This is a genomic window from Glaciihabitans sp. dw_435 (genome assembly GCF_018449675.1).
GTDB lineage: Bacteria > Actinomycetota > Actinomycetes > Actinomycetales > Microbacteriaceae > Glaciihabitans.
The window spans coordinates 69587-90417 of sequence record NZ_JAAVUZ010000006.1 but is presented as its reverse complement, the minus strand read 5'-3'; the positions used below and the strand labels follow the sequence as shown (position 1 = coordinate 90417).

The 20831-nt window shown below is 66.9% G+C and carries 20 protein-coding genes and 1 tRNA gene; 7 read left to right on the top strand and 14 right to left on the bottom strand.

Annotated elements, in window-relative coordinates; translation table 11 throughout:
* Positions 1-71 precede the first annotated feature (71 nt).
* On the top strand, positions 72-1793 hold the full coding sequence (locus tag HB677_RS10085) for a glycoside hydrolase family 13 protein (RefSeq protein ID WP_213815575.1): 1722 nt from the start codon (positions 72-74) through the stop codon (positions 1791-1793).
* A gap of 519 nt (positions 1794-2312) precedes the next feature.
* Here the strand turns inward: HB677_RS10085 and HB677_RS10080 are convergent.
* The 3 genes from HB677_RS10080 to HB677_RS10070 all read right to left on the bottom strand — a co-directional run bounded on the left by HB677_RS10080 (position 2313) and on the right by HB677_RS10070 (position 4817).
* Complete coding sequence (locus HB677_RS10080; RefSeq protein WP_213815574.1) at positions 2313-3488, bottom strand: M23 family metallopeptidase; 1176 nt, start codon at positions 3486-3488, stop codon at positions 2313-2315.
* 297 nt (positions 3489-3785) lie between these two features.
* Positions 3786-4598, bottom strand: a complete 813-nt coding sequence (locus HB677_RS10075; protein ID WP_213815573.1) for an inositol monophosphatase family protein — start codon at positions 4596-4598, stop codon at positions 3786-3788.
* Positions 4599-4735: 137 nt separating this feature from the next.
* A tRNA-Tyr gene (locus tag HB677_RS10070) sits at positions 4736-4817 on the bottom strand.
* A 144-nt stretch (positions 4818-4961) separates the two neighbouring features.
* Here HB677_RS10070 and HB677_RS10065 point away from each other — a divergent pair.
* The 3 genes from HB677_RS10065 to cls all read left to right on the top strand — a co-directional run bounded on the left by HB677_RS10065 (position 4962) and on the right by cls (position 8036).
* Positions 4962-5981: a LacI family DNA-binding transcriptional regulator gene (locus HB677_RS10065; protein WP_213815572.1), complete on the top strand. Its 1020-nt coding sequence runs from the start codon at positions 4962-4964 to the stop codon at positions 5979-5981.
* Positions 5982-6007: 26 nt separating this feature from the next.
* Positions 6008-6496 (top strand): YajQ family cyclic di-GMP-binding protein, encoded by a 489-nt coding sequence (locus HB677_RS10060; protein ID WP_213815571.1) that lies wholly within the window; start codon positions 6008-6010, stop codon positions 6494-6496.
* Between the two features lie 70 nt (positions 6497-6566).
* Complete coding sequence (gene cls / locus HB677_RS10055; protein ID WP_213815570.1) at positions 6567-8036, top strand: cardiolipin synthase; 1470 nt, start codon at positions 6567-6569, stop codon at positions 8034-8036.
* Positions 8037-8063: 27 nt separating this feature from the next.
* Here cls and HB677_RS10050 read toward each other — a convergent pair whose 3' ends face one another.
* The 3 genes from HB677_RS10050 to ubiE form a co-directional block, all read right to left on the bottom strand.
* A complete protein-coding gene (locus tag HB677_RS10050) occupies positions 8064-9416 on the bottom strand; it encodes an FAD-dependent oxidoreductase (RefSeq protein WP_213815569.1) in 1353 nt (450 codons plus the stop codon).
* Positions 9417-9477: 61 nt separating this feature from the next.
* Entirely contained in the window at positions 9478-10599 is a 1122-nt protein-coding gene (locus HB677_RS10045; RefSeq protein WP_213815568.1) for a polyprenyl synthetase family protein, read from the bottom strand.
* Positions 10600-10623: 24 nt separating this feature from the next.
* Positions 10624-11400 carry a bifunctional demethylmenaquinone methyltransferase/2-methoxy-6-polyprenyl-1,4-benzoquinol methylase UbiE gene (gene ubiE / locus HB677_RS10040; protein WP_307852554.1) on the bottom strand — a complete coding sequence of 259 codons (777 nt, stop codon included), beginning with the start codon at positions 11398-11400 and terminating at the stop codon, positions 10624-10626.
* A gap of 52 nt (positions 11401-11452) precedes the next feature.
* On the opposite strand from ubiE, the gene HB677_RS10035 reads away from it, so the two are divergent.
* Entirely contained in the window at positions 11453-12685 is a 1233-nt protein-coding gene (locus HB677_RS10035; RefSeq protein ID WP_307852553.1) for an isochorismate synthase, read from the top strand.
* Here HB677_RS10035 and HB677_RS10030 read toward each other — a convergent pair.
* Positions 12682-13506: a PPK2 family polyphosphate kinase gene (locus tag HB677_RS10030; protein ID WP_213815565.1), complete on the bottom strand. Its 825-nt coding sequence runs from the start codon at positions 13504-13506 to the stop codon at positions 12682-12684. The two genes, HB677_RS10035 and HB677_RS10030, sit on opposite strands and share 4 nt — an antisense overlap.
* Positions 13507-13581: 75 nt before the next feature.
* Here HB677_RS10030 and HB677_RS10025 point away from each other — a divergent pair, with 75 nt between their 5' ends.
* The gene (locus HB677_RS10025; RefSeq protein ID WP_213815564.1) at positions 13582-13989 is read left to right on the top strand and encodes a hypothetical protein; all 408 of its coding nucleotides are present in this window, start codon (positions 13582-13584) and stop codon (positions 13987-13989) included.
* A 16-nt stretch (positions 13990-14005) separates the two neighbouring features.
* On the opposite strand, the gene HB677_RS10020 is transcribed toward HB677_RS10025, so the two are convergent.
* The 5 genes from HB677_RS10020 to HB677_RS10000 form a co-directional block, all read right to left on the bottom strand.
* Positions 14006-15271, bottom strand: a complete 1266-nt coding sequence (locus tag HB677_RS10020; protein WP_213815563.1) for an MFS transporter — start codon at positions 15269-15271, stop codon at positions 14006-14008.
* A complete protein-coding gene (locus HB677_RS10015; RefSeq protein WP_307852552.1) occupies positions 15268-15726 on the bottom strand; it encodes a MarR family winged helix-turn-helix transcriptional regulator in 459 nt (152 codons plus the stop codon). Before HB677_RS10015 ends, HB677_RS10020 begins: the two co-directional genes overlap by 4 nt.
* A 62-nt stretch (positions 15727-15788) precedes the next feature.
* Positions 15789-16139 carry a DUF4190 domain-containing protein gene (locus HB677_RS10010; protein WP_213815562.1) on the bottom strand — a complete coding sequence of 117 codons (351 nt, stop codon included), beginning with the start codon at positions 16137-16139 and terminating at the stop codon, positions 15789-15791.
* A gap of 116 nt (positions 16140-16255) precedes the next feature.
* Positions 16256-18031 (bottom strand): 2-succinyl-5-enolpyruvyl-6-hydroxy-3-cyclohexene-1-carboxylic-acid synthase, encoded by a 1776-nt coding sequence (gene menD / locus HB677_RS10005; RefSeq protein ID WP_213815561.1) that lies wholly within the window; start codon positions 18029-18031, stop codon positions 16256-16258.
* Positions 18012-18344 (bottom strand): PLD nuclease N-terminal domain-containing protein, encoded by a 333-nt coding sequence (locus tag HB677_RS10000; RefSeq protein WP_213815560.1) that lies wholly within the window; start codon positions 18342-18344, stop codon positions 18012-18014. Before HB677_RS10000 ends, menD begins: the two co-directional genes overlap by 20 nt.
* An 88-nt stretch (positions 18345-18432) precedes the next feature.
* Between HB677_RS10000 and HB677_RS09995 the strand changes: the two genes are divergently transcribed.
* The gene (locus tag HB677_RS09995; protein WP_213815559.1) at positions 18433-18699 is read left to right on the top strand and encodes a DUF4229 domain-containing protein; all 267 of its coding nucleotides are present in this window, start codon (positions 18433-18435) and stop codon (positions 18697-18699) included.
* 9 nt (positions 18700-18708) lie between these two features.
* Here the strand turns inward: HB677_RS09995 and HB677_RS09990 are convergent, their stop codons facing one another.
* Together HB677_RS09990 and HB677_RS09985 are read right to left on the bottom strand one after the other, a co-directional pair.
* Positions 18709-19683 carry a 1,4-dihydroxy-2-naphthoate polyprenyltransferase gene (locus HB677_RS09990; protein WP_213815558.1) on the bottom strand — a complete coding sequence of 325 codons (975 nt, stop codon included), beginning with the start codon at positions 19681-19683 and terminating at the stop codon, positions 18709-18711.
* Positions 19684-19693: 10 nt separating this feature from the next.
* The gene (locus HB677_RS09985; protein WP_213815557.1) at positions 19694-20830 is read right to left on the bottom strand and encodes an AMP-binding protein; all 1137 of its coding nucleotides are present in this window, start codon (positions 20828-20830) and stop codon (positions 19694-19696) included.
* Position 20831 lies beyond the last annotated feature (1 nt).

Here is a 20831-nt window from a genome sequence, read left to right as displayed (position 1 = left end):
CGGCAATCTCGGTATGCAACCGCTTGCACAATATGGGGACCACCGTGTGCCCATGCCGTAGGGTTTTGGCCATGACCCTCGAAAGTGCACCGGAATCCTCGCTGCCCACAGACGTGACCGCGCTGCCCGAGACCACCGTTACGGCGGGCTCGGAGTGGTGGCGCAGTGCCGTCATCTACCAGATCTACCCCCGGTCATTCGCGGACTCGGATGGCGACGGCATCGGCGACCTCACCGGAATCACCAGCCGCCTGCCCGCCCTGAAGACCCTTGGCATCGACGCCATCTGGCTCTCCCCCTTCTTCACGTCCCCGCAGAAGGACGCCGGCTACGACGTGGCCGACTACTGCGACGTCGATCCCCTGTTTGGAACGCTCGACGACTTCGACCGTCTGGAGCAGGAGGCACACCGCCTTGGACTGCGCGTAATTGTTGACCTCGTTCCCAACCACACGTCGAGCGCGCACCAGTGGTTCATCGATGCCCTGGCCGACGGCCCAGGATCCGAAACCCGTGCGCGCTACATCTTCCGCGACGGCCTCGGTGCGAACGGCGAACTGCCGCCGAACAACTGGCAGTCCGTCTTCGGTGGCGCGGCCTGGACCCGCACCACCAACCCCGACGGCACGCCCGGACAGTGGTTCCTGCACCTCTTCGACAGCTCCCAGCCGGACCTCGACTGGACCAATCCCTGGATTCGCGAGCAGTTCCGCGACATCCTGCGCTTCTGGCTGCGTCGCGGCGTCGATGGCTTCCGTGTCGATGTCGCCCACGGCATGGTGAAGGTCGAGGGACTCCCCGACTTCAACCCGCCGGCGTACGACCCCAACTCGATCGGCAACTCCATGAGCCAGCCGGTGGATGTTCCGTACTGGGCCCAGCCCGGCGTGCACGAGATCTACCGCGACTGGCACAAGGTGCTGGAGGAGTTTGAGGGCGACCGCGTTCTCTGCGCCGAGGCCTGGGTCGAACCGCTGACCATGCTCGCGAACTGGGTGCGCCCGGACGAGATGCAGCAGGCGTTCAACTTCAGCTACCTCGAGACCCCGTGGTCGGGCTCCCGCCTGCGCGCCATCATCGACGAGTCGATTGAAGCGTTCAGCGGCGTCGGCGCACCGAGCACGTGGGTGCTCTCGAACCACGATGTCATCCGCCATGCAACCCGTCTCGCGCTGAACCCGCCGCCGCCCCAGGGTGAGGGCATCGGACCCCGCAGCGAGATCGCCATCGACGAGGAGCTCGGCCTGCGCCGCGCCCGCGCCGCGTCGTTGCTCATGCTGGCTCTTCCCGGCAGCGCCTACGTCTACCAGGGCGAGGAGCTCGGCCTGCCCGAGGTCATCGAGATGCCCGACTCCGCACGCCAGGACCCCACGTACTTCCGCCACCACGGCGAGAAGTACGGCCGCGACGGCGCTCGTGTGCCCATCCCGTGGGAGGCGGGCGCCCCGTCGTACGGCTTCGGCCCCACGGCCGCGAGCTGGCTGCCCCAGCCCTCCGACTGGGACCGCTACGCGCGCGACGTGCAGGCTGGCACCCCCGGCAGCACCCTGGAGCTCTACACGCTGGCCCTGCGCGAGCGCGCGACCCACGGTCTCGGCCTCGGCACCCACGTCTGGCTCCAGGGCTACGGCGAGGACGTCGTCGCGTTCACCAACGGCACCGTCACCGTGATCGCCAACACCGGAACCGTTCCCGTGGAACTGCCCGTCGGCGACATCATCGTGTCGAGCGAGCCCCTGTCAGAGGCGGCCCTGCCGGCGGATGCCACGGTCTGGCTGACAACCCGCGCCTAGCCCCGCCCCGGGGCATCCGCCCCATCAGTGCCGCCGCTCCGCCCCGGGCACCCGTCCCACCAGTCCCGCGGCCCGCCGCGTCGCTCGGTCGGCGCACCACGTGAGAATGCTCCAAGATCTTGGGATCTTGGAGCATTTTTGCGCCCTGCGTGACTCGCGGCTCACCCAGTTGCGGCAAATGCACCCTCGACGGTCATCTGAGGCCCTCGAACAGCGCATTTGCCGCAACTCACCGCTGCTCACGCCCATTCACCGCCCCCTGTTGCGGCAAACGCACCCTCAGCGGCCCTCGAACGAGCCACTTGCCGCAACTCGCGGATGCACGCGGACTTGCGGGCCGACCAGTTGCGGCAAATGCACCCTCGGCGGCCGGCCAAGTCCCCGAAACGGCCGTTTGCCGCAACTCACCGCTGCAAGCCCATTCAGGTCGCCCAGTTGCGGCAAACGCACGGGCGCGCCTACAGGGCGCAACCGCGCGGCATAACGAGCGACGCGGGGCCGGGGCTCCGACCGAGGAGCTTAGGAGGCGGTGTTCGCCTTGAGCCACGTGAAGGCGTCGACGGCGACACCGTCGAGGTGGATCTCGAAGTGAAGGTGCGGGCCGGTGGCCGCTCCGGTCATGCCGACGAGCCCGATGAAGTCACCCTTCTTGATGACGTCACCGGCCTTGAGCGCAACGGAACCCGAACGCATGTGCGCGTAGACGCTGGTGACCTTCTTGCCGTTGATCACGTGCTCGATGATGACGTGGTTGCCGAGGCCCCACGCCGATACATCGTGCGCGCTGACGACGCCATCGGCGATCGCGTAGATCGCGGCGCCCTCGCCGGGGGTGAAGTCGGTTCCCTTGTGGGAGGTCGAGCAACCCGAACACGGCGAGACGCGGGCGCCAAAGCCGTCGGAGATCGATGCCGCGTACTCGAACGGCCAGCGCACGGCACCCGAGTTGTCCACCGAGTAGGCGGTCGTCCGCGCGCCGTAGCTCACCTGGGCGAGTTCCGCGCCGGAGACGACATCCCACGCATCGCGCGTGACGGGTGTCTCCTTCACGGAGTCGTCGACGGGCGCGATGGTCTGCACCGGGGTGACCTTCGCTGCAGCGGCCTCGGAGACATCGGCGGACGCGGAGGCGGCAGCCGTGACATCCACTGCCGAATCCGCGTGATTGGCGAAGAAGAGGCTCGACGGCACCGTGAGGCTCACCAGGATCGCGCCGGCGAACAACAGAGCGGCGAACGAGACGAGCTTTCCGGCGGCGCGCTTGCGGGCGAGAGCGGGAGAAGACGAGGACGACGGCGGGGCCGACGGGCGGGAGCGGTGGGCGTCGCGGATGACACGTGCGCGGCGCGCTCGCGCGGATCCGGGCTTCACCGGCTTCACGATGACCGGCTCGGCGTGCGCCTCGGGAGTGAACACCGGAGGGGCCGGGACGGCGACGGGCATGGCGGCGACCGGAGCGGACGGGGCCATCACCGTGGTGAGCGGGACCGTGGCGGTCGGAACGGAGTGGGTGGTGACGGCGGTGGTCGACGTCAGAACGACGGGAAGCGCGGCGGTACCGGTGGAAACTAATGCGACGGGAGTTGCGGGAGCCTGCGCGAGGGCCGCTTCTGCGGCGCGTTCGCGTTCGCGAAGTTCACGCCGGGTCAGCGGGGCTGCGGGGGCGCCTTCTTCGCGAAGGTCTTCGGACGTCACGCGTTACCGCGTTCGGTAGCCGGAAAATTGGTCACGCCACGCTCAGAAGGGCGTACAAACATGGCGATACTCCTCTAAACGCGAAACATTCCCTTATGGGAAATGCCGCTTCTTCGGGTGCAACCTGACCGGACGAATAATCACGGTCAGATAACGAACAAGAGTCCATCGTAGCCACAGACTCGGAATCTGGCCAGTCGGGGACCGCGGCTTGGAGGTAAATGCCAGTGTGAGTACCGCTCACGGCATGGAAACGGAGCTTCACGACGGGTGTCAGGTGCCGCGATGGGAATGAAGTCAGACGCCGAGATCAATCAGTCGCGCCTCAAGCGCGGCAGCGAGTTCCGGCGCTCCCGCGAGCGTGAACTCGCGGCTTGCCGCGACGCCGTCGAACCCGGTCACCCGGGCACCGGCCTCCCGCGCGATCAGGGCGCCGGCTGCGTGGTCCCAGTGTTGGAGGCCGCGCTCGAAGTAGGCATTGAGGCGACCGTTGGCGACGAAGCACAGGTCGAGTGAAGCGGTTCCCATGCGCCGGATGTCCCTAACCTCGGGCAATAACTGCGCGACGACCGCGCCCTGCGCGCGGCGCACCTCCGCGTCGTAGCCGAAGCCGGTCGCCACGAGGGCCTGCGCCAGGTCAACCGAGGGAGCGGCATGGATCGCCGTATCCCCCAGCCAGGCGCCCTCGCCCGCCGTGGCGGTGAAGACTTCTCCCGTCGCGGGGTTGAGCACACACCCGGCGAGCGCGTTCCAGGTGAACGGGTTGGGGTCGCCCTCGACCACGGTGATGCTGATCGCATAGTGCGGGATGTCGTAGAGGTAGTTGACCGTGCCGTCGATCGGGTCGACGATCCACGTCAGACCGCTGGTGCCGCCGTCACGGGCCGCCGCCTCACCGGACGTCTCCTCGCCGAAGAATGCGTCATTCGGTCGGGCGTCAGCAAGCATCGACCGGATGAGTGCCTCGCTCTCACGATCGGCCAGCGTCACGACGTCGACGGGCGACGATTTGTGGTCGGCGACGGTGACGCCCTCCGCGCGGCGGCGGTAGACCAGCTCCCCGGCGGCAAAGGCGACATCGCGGGCGAGGTCGAGCAGGTCGTTACTCACCGGCGCGGTCCGTGATTGTGTTCATACGACGCACTCTATCCCCGCCCTGTGCCCATCGCCCCGGCACGGATACCCGGCATGCAAAAAGCCCCGGACACGTGGTCCGGGGCTTTTGCGTGTCCTGTGAAGGACATCCGTGGCGAGTGAGGGATTCGAACCCCCGAATGCTGAGCAGTCTGATTTACAGTCAGATCCCTTTGGCCGCTTGGGTAACTCGCCAGAGCGCTCCCGACCACGTGTGATCACCTGTCCGAAGGCGCTGGACAAGGATACAAGGAAATTCGCCCTGCCGTGACCACATCTCGCGCCCGCATTCGTCATAAACGCCAGCACTAGTATCAGTGCCCAAAGGAGGTGGCGCGGATGCCGGGTATCAACGAGGTTGCCGAACTCGCGGGCGTCTCCACCGCGACCGTCTCCCGCGCTCTCAGTGGCAACGGCCACGTGTCATCCGCTACCCGCCAGCGTGTACTGACGGCCGCGAAGACTCTTGGCTACGTCGTCTCCTCCAACGCGTCGAGCCTTGCCACCGGGCGCACGAAAAATGTCGGCGTCGTCATCCCGTTTCTCAGCCGCTGGTTCTTCAGTTCGGTGATCGAGGGAGCAGAGTCCGCCCTGCTCAGTCACGGCTACGACCTCACCCTGTACAACCTCGGCGGAGGTGGCGACGAACGCCGCAGCGTCTTCGAACATTTTCTGCTGCGCAAGAGAGTGGATGCCGTGATCGCCATCTCCCTCGAGCTCACCCCCGGAGAGGTGGGGCGACTCCTGGCGATGAACAAGCCCATCGTGGGGGTAGGTGGGCCGCTTCCCGGTGTGCGCACCCTGAGCATCGACGATGTCGAGGTCGCGCGGCTCGCGACGGAACACCTGCTGTCGCTCGGGCATCGCGCGATCGCCCACATTGGCGGCGACCCGGCCTCTGAGACCGACTTCCACCTGCCCACCAACAGGAGGGTCGGCTACGAGCTCGCGCTGCAGGCCGAGGGGATCTCGCCCGACCCGGAGCTCTTTCACGTGGGCGACTTCACCATCGAGGGCGGGTACCGCGCGGCGAAGCAACTGCTCGGCCAACCCCGCAAGCGCCCGACGGCAGTCTTCGCCGCCTCGGACGAAATGGCGATCGGAACGATCCTCGCCGCCCGCGACATGGGGCTGACGGTGCCGCGCGACGTTTCAGTGATCGGCATCGACGACCACGAGCTGTCCGCGTTCTTCGGGCTCAGCACGATCGCCCAGTTTCCGGCTCTGCAGGGACAGATGGCTGTGGAGATTCTCATGGAGGAGCTGCACCCGAGCGCGCGTCATGCGGGGGCTCCGCACATCCCGTTGCCCTATGAATTGATCGTGCGGGGAAGCACGGCACGACCGGTCAGTCGCTAAGGGTCTTCACAGGTTAAACTGGGGCCATGGCAGATTCCTCATTCGACATCGTCAGCAAGGTCGACAAGATGGAGGCGGACAACGCCGTCAACCAGGCCCAGAAGGAAATCGCAACGCGATACGACTTCAAGGGCATTGGCGCATCCGTCGACTGGAGCGGCGAGAAGTTGCTTCTCAAGGCCAGCGCCGAAGAGCGCGTGAAGGCCGTCCTCGAGGTGCTCGAGGCCAAGTTCATCAAGCGCGGGATTTCACTGCGCAGCCTCGACACGGGCGAGCCCTACGCGAGCGGTAAGGAATACCGCATCGAGATCTCGCTGAAGAACGGCATCTCCTCGGAAGACGCGAAGAAGGTCAGCAAGATCATTCGCGACGAGGGACCCAAGTCGGTCAAGTCGCAGATCCAGGGCGATGAGCTGCGTGTGCAGTCCAAGAGCCGCGATGACCTGCAGTCGACGATGGCGTTGCTCAAGGGCAAGGACCTCGACGTCGACCTTCAGTTCGTCAACTTCCGCTAACACCAGCCGGCTGCCGCTCCGGACGGTCGCGCGCGCACCACAGCACCGCAGAAATCCGTAGGGGGACGCAGTGGGTTGGAACTGGTCAACGATCGCGCTGATCGGCGGCATCGCGCTGCTGGTGATCGACTTCGTCATCCGCGTGGTGTGCGTCATCGTGGTGCCCCGCAACCGACGTCCCCAGACCGCGACCGCGTGGCTGCTGACGATCTTCTTCATCCCGTACGTCGGGTTCCTGCTGTTCCTGCTGCTCGGAAGCCGGCGCCTGCCGAAGAAGCGCCGCCAGAAGCAGCGCGAAATCAACCAGTACATCATCGAGACGACCGAGGGCATCGACCGGGTCAGCCGCGACAACCCGTGGCCCGGCTGGCTCGAACCGATCGTCGAGCTCAACCGCACCCTGGGCGCCATGCCGCTCGTCGGCGGCAACACCGCGCACCTGTTTCCGCACTACGAGGCGTCCCTCGAGGCGATGACCGAGGCGGTGCGCACATCCAAGCGCTTCGTGCACGCAGAGTTCTACATCATCGCCCTCGATGACACGACGCGTCCGTTCTTCGACGCCATGGAAGAGGCGGTGCAGCGCGGCGTGACCGTGCGCGTGATGCTCGACCACGTGGCATCCCTTCGCTCGCCCGGCTACCACCGCACCATTCGCAAGCTGAAGTCGATCGGCGTGAAGTGGGCCCTGATGCTGCCGGTGCAGCCGCTGCAGGGAAAGTTCCAGCGCCCCGACCTGCGTAACCACCGCAAGCTGCTCATCATCGACAACACGGTTGCCTTCACCGGGTCGCAGAACATGATCGACAAGTCCTACAACAAGCGGGGAAACATCAAGCGCGGCCTGCGCTGGAAAGACCTGATGGTGCGCTTCGAGGGCCCCATCGTCGCGGGTATCAACGCCCTCTTCGTCACCGACTGGTACACCGAGACCGACGAGCTGCTGCTGCGCGAGGTCGAGATCCTCGAGCCGTCGACCACCGAGGAACTGCTCGACGCGCAGGTCGTGCCCAGCGGCCCCGGATTCGACGGTGAAAACAACCTGCGCCTGTTCAACTCGCTGCTCTACGCCGCGCAAGAGCGGATCATCATCACGAGCCCCTATTTTGTGCCGGATGAATCGATGCTCTACGCCATCACTACGGCGGCGCAGAGCGGGCTCGACGTGCAGCTGTTCGTGTCGGAGATCGGCGACCAGCCCGTGGTCTACCACGCGCAGCGCAGCTACTACGAAGAGCTGCTGCGCGCCGGCGTGCGGATCTGGCTCTACCACTCCCCCACGGTGCTGCACGCGAAGCACTTCACGATCGACGACCAGGTCGCGGTGATCGGCTCCAGCAACATGGACATGCGCTCGTTCAGCCTGAACCTCGAGATCTCGGTGATGATCCGCGGCCCGAAGTTCGTCAAGGGACTGCGCGACCTTGAGCAGGATTATCGGGATGCCTCGCGTGAACTGCTGCTCGAAGAGTGGCTCACCCGTCCGCTGCCCAGCCGCGTGCTCGACAACGTGGCACGGCTAACCGCCGCCGTGCAGTAAACCCCCGCCCGGGTCATCCCGACTCTCCTACTGGTTGGAGACGCGCACCATCTCGTCGCGCGGAACGACCTTGATGCGGATGCGGCCCTGCGGCTCGCCCAGCGACATCTCGTGCGCGTCGAGGTTGTGCCAACCGTCGAGGTTCGTGAACTCCACGCCGCGCGACTTCAGCAGCTCGACGACGGACTCCTCGTCGGGCGAGACCGGCGTCCACCAGCTGGGCTGGTCGTTGACGACGTGCTTGATGGTCTCCATGGCGTCGCTCTTGGTATGACCGATGAGGCCGACGGGTCCACGCTTGATCCAGCCGGTCGCATAAATGCCGTGCAGCTGCTGGTCGACATCGTCGATGACCTGGCCCTCGCGGTTCGGGATGACGCCGCGCTTCTCGTCGAACGGAATGCCGTCCAGCTCGGAGCCGAAGTACCCCACCGCGCGGTAGATCGCCTGAATCGGAATCTCGCGGATCTCTCCGGTACCCGCCACGCCGCCCTGACCGTCGGGCACGGTGCGCTCGAACCTGAACGCTGACACGTGGCCCGAGTCATCCGTCACGACCTCAAGGGGCTTCGCGTAGAAGTGCAGGTGCAGACGACGGGATGCCTCGCCAACTTCTCTCTTGCGCCACTGGGTCAGCACGCGGTCGATCACGAGCACCTGCTTGTTCGTCGCAATGGCCGTCTTCGACGCCTCGTCGTAGTCGAAGTCTTCCTCGTGCACGATCATGTCGACGTCGCGGAGCTCGCCGAGCTCGCGGAGCTCCAGCGGGGTGAACTTCACCTGCATGGGTCCGCGGCGGCCGAACACGTGCACGTCGGTGACGGGTGACTGCGCGAGTCCCTCGTACACGTTCGCCGGAATCTCGGTCGGCAGCAGGTCGTCAGCGTGCTTCGCGAGCATGCGGGCGATGTCGAGGGCGACGTTTCCGTTGCCGATGACGGCGATCTCGCGGGCGTTGAGCGGCCACTCGCGCGGCACGTCGGGGTGACCGTCGAACCAGCTGACGAAGTCGGCGGCGCCGTAGCTGCCCTCCGCGTCAATGCCGGGGATCTTCAGGTCGGCGTCGCGGATGGCGCCCGTGGAGAAGATGACCGCGTTGTAGTGCTTCTTCAGGTCGTCGAGGGTGATGTCGCGCCCGTAGAGAACGTTGCCGAACAGGCGGATCTTGCCGCTGTCCAGCACCTCACGCAGCGCGGTGATGATGCCCTTGATGCGCGGATGATCCGGGGCGACGCCATAGCGGACCAGCCCGTAGGGCGCGGGAAGCTGCTCGAACAGGTCGATCGACACGTCGAACTGCTTTTCCATCTTGAGCAGGATGTCTGCAGCGTAAATACCGGCGGGGCCGGCTCCAACGATGGCCAAACGGAGCTTGGTCATGAAATCCCTCGTGTTCGGTGGTGCAGCAGAGGAAGCGCGGTGCTTCCAGCTGGCGTTTCAGTTAGTTCGAGCGCTCGACAATCGAGTCGGCGAACCTGGTCAGAGCTTTTTTCACCGGGCCGTCGGGCAGCGGTGCGAGCGCGGCGACGGCGTCGGCCGCCCAGCGGTGTGCCTCGGCGAGCGTCTCGGCGGTGACGTCGTGGTCGCGCAGCTCGGCGATCGCGATCGTGAGGGCCGCGTCATCCGCTGTCCCGTCGATGGCGACGTCGCTGGGCTCGGCGATCGACGCGGCATCCTCGGCGGCGAGGGCGGTGCGTACACCGCTCTCCAGGCGCTCGAGCAGTTCGGCGGCGGCCGGGTCGGTGAGGGCGCGGCGGCGCAGGTAGAGCAGGGGAAGCGTGGAGACACCGGCACGCAGGTCGGTGCCGGGCACCTTGCCGGTGTCGGCTCCGCGCGCGGACAGGTCGATGACGTCGTCGATCAGCTGGAACGCGACGCCGATCTTCTCGCCGAACTCGACGACCGGAACCTCGAACTCTTCGGGGGCCTTCGAGAAGATCACGCCCATCTGCGCGGCGAGCGCGATGAGGGATCCGGTCTTGTCAGCGAGCACCTGGAGATAGTGCTCGATGGCGTCGTCGTCCGGGCCGGGCCCGATCGTCTCGTGCAGCTGTCCGAGGCAGAGGCGCTCGAAGGTCTCGGCCTGCAGTTCAATTGCCCGGGTGCCGAGGGATGCCACGAGGCGGCTCGCCCTCGCAAAGAGGAGGTCGCCCGTGAGGATCGCCACCGAGTTGCCCCACACGAACTGCGCGCTGGGAACACCGCGGCGCATCTGCGAGTCATCCATCACGTCGTCGTGGTACAGCGAGGCGAGGTGCGTGATCTCCACGACCTCCGCGGCCGTGATGACGTTGTCGTTGTTACCCGTGCCCAGCTGTGCGGCCAGCAGGGTGAGAACAGGACGCACGCGCTTGCCGCCCGCTTCGAGCAGGTAGCGGCTCGTGACATCCGCAAGATTGTCGGTGAACGACATTTCGCGCAGCAGGCCGACCTCGACGGCGTCCAGTCCGGTTTCGAGCGCGTTCGCAAAGCGACGCTCCTTGCTGGAGGCAAACAGCTTTTCGCCGAGCCCAAGAGACGCGCTCAACGTCTTTCGGCGAGCTAGTGGGGCGCTCGGATTCACGGTAAAACCAATCCTGTTGGGAAGCTACGGCTTCGGAGGCTGTGCCGCGGGCGAGGCGGGCTTCTTCGTTGCCTTGCGCTTGGCGACGGAGGCGAGCACCGCTTCATCAACGGGCTTGCGTCCGCGGTGCAGGGCAACGACACCGGCGGTCAGGTTGCGGTACGCGACGCGGATGAATCCGGCCCCGCGAATCCACTGGCTGAGCTGACCCTGGTCCGGCCAGTCCTTGATGGAATCCATCAGGTACTTGTACGCGGCGGGGTTGGAGCTGCCGGCGCTGGCAACGGTTGGCATTACGTACTTGAGGTAGGCCCAGTAGCCCGTGCGCAGCAGCGCGCGGGGCGGGCGGGAGAACTCACAGATCACGAGGCGGCCGCCCGGCTTGAGCACGCGGTACATCTCGGCGAGCGCGGCCTTCGGGTCATTGACGTTGCGCAGGCCGAAGCTGATCGTGACGGCGTCGAACTCGTTGTCGCCGAAGGGGAGCTTCTCGGCGTCTGCCTCGATGAACTCGATGTTGCTGTGACGCTTGCGGCCCTCGGCGATCATGCCGGCCGAGAAGTCGACGGCAACAACCTGGGCGCCGTGCTTCGCGAGCGCGGCAGAGCTGGTGCCCGTACCCGCCGCAATGTCGAGGATGCGCTCACCCGGCAGCGGTGCCACGGCCTTGACCGTTGCGTTGCGCCACAGGTAGGCATTGCCCGCCGACAGGACTGCGTTCATACGGTCGTAGTGCTTGGCGACGTCGTCAAACATCCCCGCGACCTCTTCGGGTTGCTTATCTAGATTCGCCTTGCTCACTCGCCCAAGTGTAGTGAGAAAGCTCCCAAGTCTTCCGGAGTAAAGTTCGAGGGTGAGCGACACTGCAGGCCAAGTGATCTCTCTCACAGTAGAGACACAGCTTTTGGACGACATTAGGCCCCTCGTCCCCCTGGTTGACCCGCGTTTTCCGCTGGTCTTCATTCGGCGAGGTCAGGGCATCGCCGGCATCGGCGAAGCACTTCGACTCGAGTTTCATGGTCCGTCGCGGATGGTGGATGCCGCGGCCGCCTGGCAACGCGTCGCCGCGGCTGCGACCGTGGTTGATCCCGTCGGTCTCCCCGGCACGGGTCTCGTCGCACTCGGCGCGTTCGCGTTCTCCGACACCTCGGAATCCACGAGCGTTCTCATCGTGCCGTCCGTCGTCATCGGTCGCCGCGACGGGGTCAGCTGGATCACGAGGATCAACTCGTCGGCGACCCTTCCGCCCGCCCGCCCGAGTGGCGTCGACTTCCGTCTGTCGTTCGCCCCCGGCGCCCTCACCCCCGAGGGCTACACGGCCGCGGTCGCCTCGGCGGTCGAGCGCATTCGCGCCCACGATCTCAGCAAGGTGGTTCTCGCCCGGGATCTCGTCGGCCACCTCCCCGAGAACGCCGATCTGCGACTCATCCTCGCCGACCTTTCCCTCGGCTACCCCGACTGCTTCACCTTCGCGGTCGATGGTCTCGTCGGGTCGAGTCCCGAGACGCTGATCAGCGCGCACCGCGGATCCATCACGGCGCGGGTTCTCGCCGGCAGCATGGCCCGCGGTGTGGACGCCCTCTCGGACCAGGAAGCCGCGGTCGCGCTGGCCACCTCCACCAAGGACAACGACGAGCACGAGTATGCGCTGCAGAGCCTGCTGACCACGCTGCGCAAGCACACGCGCAACGTCACCACGAGCGAGCTGCCGTTCACCCTCAAGCTGCCGAATCTCTGGCACCTCGCCAGCGACGTCGAGGCCACGCTCACCGACGGATCGACGTCGCTCGACCTCATCTCGGTGCTGCACCCCACTGCCGCGGTCGCCGGAACGCCGACGCCGCTCGCGATCGCCCTCATCGACGAGCTCGAGCCCTTCGACCGGGGCCGCTACGCCGGTCCGGTGGGATGGGTCGGTGCCGACGGTGACGGCGAGTGGGCCGTCGCCCTGCGCTGCGCGGAGATCGCCCCGGACGGGACCGTCACGGCCTTCGCCGGCGCGGGCATCGTCGGGGACTCCGACCCCGAGAAGGAGCTCGCCGAAACGAAAATGAAGTTCCGCCCGATCGTCGAGGCCTTCAGCTAGCTCGCGGCCAGACGCGCCTTCTGCTCCTTGACGTCGTAATCCGGCTTCGGCCACGTGAGGTCGAATGACCGCAGCTTCTCGATCACCAGTCGCTGCACGGCGAGGCGCGCGTACCACTTGCGGTCGGCGGGAACGACGAACCACGGGGCATCCGGAGTCGTCGTTTTCTGGATGGCGAGCTCGTACGCCTCCTGGTAGGCGGGCCACAGCTCGCGCTCGTCGATATCGCCGGGGTTGAACTTCCACAGCTTGTCCGGACGGTTCAGGCGTTCGGCGAGGCGGGCCTTCTGCTCGTCCGAGCTGATGTGCAGCATGATCTTGATGACCGCGGTGCCGCCGTCGGTAAGTTCTTTCTCGAACTCGCGGATGCGCTCGTACCGCCAGTCGATGACGTCCGGCGCAACGAGATGACGCACGCGGGCGATCAGCACGTCCTCGTAGTGGGAGCGGTCGAACACCCCGATGTAGCCGTGCGTGGGCAGCTGCTTGCGGATGCGCCAGAGGAAGTCGTGCTGCTTCTCCTCGTCGGTGGGCGCCTTAAACGCGAAGCTGTGGATGCCCGCGGGATTCGCGCCGCCGAACACGTGGCGCACGATTCCGCCCTTGCCGGCCGTGTCCATCGCCTGCAGCACCACCAGCACGTTGCGGCCAGTGCCGTGCTGCGCCTCGGCAAAGAGCTGCTCCTGCAGGGTGCCGAGTTCGGTCGCGCCCCTGGCGAGTTCTCGCTCGGCGGCCGCCTTGCCGTGCTTCCAGCCCGGGGTGGATCGCGGGTCAACGCCGGCGAGGGAAAGAGTGGATGTGGCAGGCAGCAGCTGGGTCATCCACTCACCGTACCCGTCCCATCTGAGCACCGCTCCGAGGCCGCGAATTCGCCCGGGACCAATATCATGGGGTGCGTGACCGCGCTGAAACTCATCGAGCTTCTGGCGGAGCTGTTCACCTGGATCGGTTTTCTCGCCGGCGGCGCGTGCCTGCTCACGCTGGTGATCGTTCGCGCGGCGCGCGGCAGCTGGGTGGAGACAGACGCGGTACTGGTGGATGCCCCGGGCAGCGGCGGCACGCTGGTGCGATGGATGACCGACGAGGGCACCCTGCACACGGCAGAACTGACACCCGACGAGCTTGCGGACATCAAGGACCCCGACGCGCTGCAGATTCACTACAGCCGGCGCTCCCCCGACCGGATGCGGATCGGCTCGCACACGGACGGTGAAAAGGTGCTTCGGGTGACCGGGCTCGTGCTGGTTGGCCTCGGAGTGATCGCGGTGATCGTGTCGATCATCACGCTGTTCATCCCGTCGTAGCGCGCCTCGCCTGCTCCTACTCTCCGAGGGTGATCGCCTCGGCCTCGACGACCTGGCTTTCCTCGACGCCATTGACCCGGGCGAGCACCTTGTGCCCGAGAATCACGACGATCGCGGCGATGACGACGGAACCGGCGGCGTAGTACATCGGCACCCCGGCGGAGTGGGCGGCGACGGCGATCGCGGATGCGGCGGGCGGGGCGATTGCTCCACCGAGGAAGCGCACCGCGGAGTACGCGGAGGAGGCGACCGTGCGTGGCAGGTCGCTCGCGGCCATGACTGCCTCGGTCAGCACCGTGTTGACGATTCCCAGCAGCAGACCGCCGACGATGATCACGAGGATCAGGCCGAGCGTCGAGTCGATCACCAGACCGCCCACCGCGAGGTCAATGGCGAGCAGCAGCAGGATGATCCACAGCACGCGGGTGCGCGGCAGGAACCGGGTCAGCACCGGCGCGACGAACACCGACGTGATGGCGACGCCCAGTCCCCAGCCGAAGAACACGAATCCGAGGCCGAGAGCCGTGAGCCCGAGCGGGAACGGCGTGTAGGCGAGCAGGGTGAAGAAGCCAATGTTGTAGAACAACGCGGTGATACCGAGGGTCAGGATGGACGGCACGGCCAGCGCGCGGAACGGCGCCGAGAGTGGAGTCTTGACCCGGGTCGCCTTGTCGTCGCCCATGAGCATGACCATGATCGCGATGAAGCCGATCGCCATCAGCACTGCCGTGCCAAAGAAGGGTCCGCGCCAGCTGATGGAGCCGAGCAGTCCACCGAGCAGGGGTCCGATCGCGATGCCGAGGCCCAGCGCAGCCTCATACAGGACGATCGCCGAGGATGCCCCGCCACTGGCCGCACCCACGATGGTCGCGAGCGCGGTCGAGATGAAGAACGCGTTTCCGAGTCCCCAGCCGGCACGGAAGCCGATGACGGCCTCCACGTTCCAGCCGAGGCCGGCGAGCGCGGCGAAGACGACAATGAGACCGAGACCGATCATCAGCGTCTTCTTGGCACCAATGCGGCTCGACACGAAGCTCGTGATGAACATCGCGAGGCCGGTGATCACCAGGTAGCTCGTGAAGAGCAGGGAGGTCTCGCTCTGCGTGGCCTCCAGCTCCTTGGAGATCGCCGGGAGGATGGGGTCGACCAGGCCGATGCCCATGAAGGCGATGACGGACGCCGAGGCGACCGCCCACACCGCCTTGGGCTGGCGCAGGATCGATCCGCCGCCACCGTGGCCGTGCGCGGCTGCCGAGGCGGGTTTCGAAGTGGTGGAGGTCATGACTTGTCGATCTTCTCTCTGGGGGTAATGGAGTCAGGGGTGACGCGGCAGGCGACGATGTCGACGGCCGCGGACAGGATGTCCCGTTGCTGCGAACTCAGGTCGGCGAACAGCGGCTCGATGGCCGCGCCGATGCGCTCTCGCCAATCGGCGAGCGCGGCGTCACCGGCGGGCGTGCGGGCAATGACCCAGGCGCGAGCGTCGGATGAATCGTGGGCACGGTCGACCCAGCCGAGCTCGAGCAGCCGCGCGACGATGTTGGTCATCGTCGGCTGGCTCACGCGGCTGGCGGCCGCGAGCTCACCGAGGCGAAGCGCGCCATCCGCCTGCAGCACACCGATCGTGCGCCACATCGCCGGGGACGTCGTTTCGCCCGCGGACTGCGCAGCGATACGGGTGAGCCGGGTGGTCACGCTCACCAGACGGCTGAGGGTGGAACTGAGTTCGCTGGGCACTCCATAAGTATATAGCCATGCTATATAACTTGGCTATATGACTTTGGTCCTGCTGGCGAGAGCTAGAACATGTACGCGGCGATGACCTGCACGAGGGTCGCGACCAGGGTGAACAGCACCAGCACACTGCCGAGCACAATGCCCGTGATCGCCAGGCCGCGGCCGCGCATCCGCCCGCCGGCCGTCTCCCGCAGCGCGACAGCACCGAACCGGATGGCGAAGAATCCCAGTACGACCACCACAACGAGGTGAATGATCACCCAGGCCCAGGCTTCGCCTTCCGACGGGGTGGTGCCGAGAAACGCATCGGTGATCGCGTTGATCAGCAGGTTCGCGATGACGATGAAGATGGCGAACGCCACGGATCGTCCGGAGTTCTTGCTCAGGGGCACGGATTCTCGGGTCTCGGTCACAGCCAGCAACCTATCGGGATACCCGACAAATAACCACGTCTTTCGGCTACATCCGCCGGAAGTCGACCTCACCCATCGAGGTCGTCAGGGTGAGCGAGTCGCCGGCAAGTCGAGTGCTAGCGCTCGAGCGGAACCTCGATGAGGATCGGCGGACCAGACACCGTCAGCGCCGAATCGAGCTCGCCCCGGTTCGTGACGCGTGCGTACTCCCAGCCATAGGCGGCGGCGAGCTTCTCAAAGTCGATGTTCTGCCGCGTGAGCATGACGCGGTCGAGGGTGACGGATGGCCCGTCCGAGCCCACCTCGAGGCCGTCGAAGATCGTGCCTCCGTTGTCGTTGCCGACGATCACCTGGATGTGCGGTCGAATCTCCCCGACGCCCAGCTGCAGGGAACCGGCGTCATGCAGTGCCGCGAGGTCGCCGAGCAGCACGCGGGTAGTGCCGGCCGCGGTGTCCCCGGGCTCCGCCTGACTGGCCAGAGCAATGCCCAGCGCGGTGGCGATCGTGCCGTCGATTCCCGCAAGCCCACGATTGGCGTGCGCGCGGATCTTCTTGCCCGGCACCACACTGTCGGCCTCGCGGATGAGGCGGGATGCCCCGAGCACGAGCCTGTCGTGCGGCCAGGTCGCGCGCCAGACTGCCTCGGCGAGCATGCGGCGGGTCACCGGTTCGCGTACGATCGCGAGCTGGCGGCGGGCGAAGTCGGCATTGGAGAGGCCGACGGCAATGTCGGGTTCCTCGGGCTCAAGCAGCGCACGCGAGGTCATCACCCAGCTGCCCAGCCAGGCGCGCGCCTCGCGGGATGTGTCGGGCTCGCCCTCCACGACCACGTCGTTGGCGAAGTGCTGCACACGATGACCAGGGTTGTAGTCATCCGCTCCCGGCGTCCGCACGACGTAGGCGGTGACGTCGGCGCGCTGCACCAGCGCGGGGAACTCGCGGCTCAGCGTCGGGTGCCCGAACACGATGACGCGGCGCACGGCCGCGCCAAACTCCGCCGCGTTGAGAAGTTCGCGGTACATCACCACGAGATTGGGCCCGAAATGCGCGCCACTGGAGACCTCGGCAAGCAACGGTGCACCGAGGGCCCGCGCGGTGGCCTCGGCGCGCTCGCCCGCTCCGGCCCCGGCGATGACAACGGTGCCCGGTTCGTACGAGAGACGGTGAGTGGATGCCTCGCGGCCGGCCTCATCGGTTGCCCCGGCCACGATCTCGCCCACCGCATGCGCGATGACGTCATCCGTGGCGGCATCGATCGCCGCCGCGGCGGCATCCCCGGGCGTGGGGACGGGGCGCGGCGCTCCCCCGCGCGGCAGCGTCACGACGCCGGAGAGCGGTTCGGTGAATGCGAGGTTGAGGTGCACGGGGCCGGCGAAGCCGGAGTGACCCGTGCGCGCGGCCGCCCAGGCGTCACCGATGACGGCCGCCGCGGCATCCGCTTCTCCAGGCTCACCGGTCGGGGCACCGACATCCCAGTTCCAGACGATCGCGGGGCCGAAGAGACCGGACTGCTCGGCGGTCTGGTTGCTGCCGATGTGGCGCAGTTCTTCCGGACGGTCGGCGGTCGCGATGATGAGGGGCACACCGGAGTGGTGGGCTTCCAGCACGGCGGGGTGCAGGTTGGCGACGGCGGTGCCGGAAGTGGTGACGACAATGACGGGAAGGCCCGTCTCGACGGCGAGGCCCAGCGCGAGGAATCCCGCACTGCGCTCGTCGATACGCACGCGCAGCCGCAGCAGGCCGGCGCGCTCGAACCCGGCGGCAGCGATAGCGAGGGCCTGCGATCGCGAGCCCGGGCTCAGCACCATGTCGCGCCCGCCGAGCGCGATGAATTCGTCGAGCAGCGCTACCGCGAAATCGGTCGCGGGCGAACTACTCGGGTTTGGAGTCATCGTCGAGTTCGGACAGTTCCTGCTCGAGTCGACGAATGCGCTCGTCCTGGTCTTTGTCGCGGGCGAGTCCGCGAAGGAAGGTGGGGTCGTCGTCCGGCGCAAGCTGACGAGCGGGACCCGAGGCGCCACGTCGCGCCTTGCCGATAGCGAACCAGAGAATGCCGCCGAGGGCCGGGAGGATCAGTACGACGAAGAACCAGATCGGCTTATTCAGCGCGCGAAATCTCGTTTTGTCCGTCATCAGAACATCGATTAGTGAGAAGACGGTGAAGGCGACAATCGCGACGCCCAACACCACGAGCAAACGTGCCATGAACAGATTCTACGTCCGCACGCGTCGTGCCGCCCGTACACGCATTACGCTCACAGCTTGCTGATCCGGGGGCGCCTACACTTGGCGAGTGAAACCTTGGATCTCTTACAGCCTGATTCGAATTGTGCTGTTCGCAGCGATCCTCGCGCTGGTGATGCTGACCACGCCGGCGCCGATCTGGCTCGCCGCGATCATCGCCGCCATCGGTGGGCTCTGCATCTCGTATATCTTCTTCCGCGGGCAGCGCGACGCCGTCACCCAGAACATCGTCGAGCGCCGCTCCAACACCGGCCCCGGCGCACCCAAGAACCGGGATTCCGATGAGGACGACGCGCTCGACAACAGCGGGCAGTAACCGCAGCGTCTAGAAGGCGATCGCCCAGGCGAGGCCAACACCGAAGAACAGTGCGTTGAAGCTCGTGAGCTTCAGCGCCAGGATCAACTCGGGCGCGGTCTTCGCGGTCAGGGTGATCAGGCAGGCCGGCAGTGCCAGCAGCAGCGTGAAGAAGACCAGGTAGGCGTTCTCGTAGTAGATCGAGAAGAAGCCGAGGATCAGGTACGGCGCCAGCGCGAACACGACGTAGACGATGCGGGATGCGCGGTCGCCCAGCACAACGGCGAAGGTGCGCTTGCCTGCGAGCTTGTCCTGAACGATGTCGCGGATGTTGTTGACCATCAGCACGGCACAGGCCAGGAGACCGATCGCGACACCGGTCGCCCAGCTCTCAAAGTTGACGTCGCCGACCTGGGTGTAGGTGGTGCCCGCCGTGGCGACGAGGCCGAAGAAGATGAAGACGAACACTTCGCCGAGGGCGTTGTAGCCGTACGGCCGCTTGCCGCCGGTGTAGAAGTACGCGGCGACGATGGCGACGGCGCCGACGGCAAGCAGCCAGTACTGACCGCTCAGGATCACGAGGGCGATGCCGGCGATGGCCGCGATGCCGAAGAAGGAGAGCGCGACGGTCAGCACCGTGCGGGGCTTGGCGGCGCCGGATCCGGTGAGACGGGCGGGGCCGACGCGCACGGCATCGGTTCCGCGGATGCCGTCGGAGTAGTCGTTGGCGTAGTTCACGCCGATCTGCAGCGCGAGGGCGACGGCGAGCGCCAGTAGCGCGCGCACCCAGTGCCAGCCGTTGTCGTGGTTGTCGACGTAGGCGGCAGCGGTGCCGAGGGCCACCGGTGAAATCGCCAGCGTCAGGGTTCGCACGCGTGCACCGGAGATCCAGTCGGCCGCGGACGCCTTGCGTACCGCGGGCGCGCTGGGGCTGACTCCCGGACGACGCAGGGTGTTCTTCTTCGCGATCTGCCGGTTGGGCTGGTTCTTTTTCTTGGATGCCACGGAGAGAATTCTAGTTGTGGCGGCTATGGAGCGCGGCCAGACGGGCGAGCTCGCGCCGGTCGGGCTTGCCCGAGCTCAGCAGCGGAAGGGCCGGCACAACCACGACTCGTGCGGGCGCGGCCGCGGGACCGAGAATCGCCCCGAGGTGCGCCCTCACGTCGGCGAGGTCGAGCGGGGTCACTGTCACGACGACAGGCACCTCTCCCCAGCGGTCACTGGGCGTGCGCACGACCACGGCGTCGGACTGCCCCGGCAGCGCGCGCACCTCGCGCTCAATATCGGCAAGCGACACCTTGATGCCGCCGGAGATGATCACGTCGTCCAGGCGCCCGGTGACACGGAGCACCCCGTCGACGACTTCGCCGGTGTCACCGGTGCGGTACCAGCGGTGTCCGGCCTCGCTCGGGAATGCCAGCGCCGTGCGCTCGTCATCGTCGAGGTAGCCGTCGGCGAGCACGCTGCCGGCGAGCTCGACCTGGCCGTCGTGGATCCGCACCTCGGTGTTGCCGATTGGCACCCCGTCGTACACGCATCCCCCGGCGGTCTCGCTCGAGCCGTACGTGCGCGTGAGGCGCACCCCGAGCTCTGCCGCGCGCTCGAGCAGGACGGCCGGCGTGCTCTGCCCTCCCACGAGGATGCGGTCGAACCGCCGCAGGGCGCGCACCGCGACATCCGCCCCCAAAAGCTGGCCGAGCTGGGCGGGCACAAGCGAGGTGAAGCGCAGCGGTGCGTCCATGCGATCGGCGGCAGCGGCGAAGGCGATCGGATCGAAGGGTCCCGACGGGAGGATCACCGGGTCGGTACCCGCGGCGATGGAGCGCACGAGCACGTTGAGGCCGGCGATGTAGTGCGCGGGGAGGGCGAGGAGCCACTGTCCGGCGCCGCCGAGCGCGGAATCGGATGCCGCGGCGCTGGCGAGCAGAGCGTCACTGCTGTGTGCCACCCGCTTGGGCTTCGCGGTGGAGCCGCTGGTCTCGACGACGAGGGCGACGCGGCGCGGCACCTCGGCAGGGAGGGAGCCCGGCACGACCGGTGAGGCGTCGAGCGCCCGGGGAAAGACGGCGGGGCCGCTCCCGGCGAGGGCAGCGCGCAGGGCGATGAGGACGGCGGCGGGATCCGCGGCGATGACGGAGAGCGGGCGGGTCACG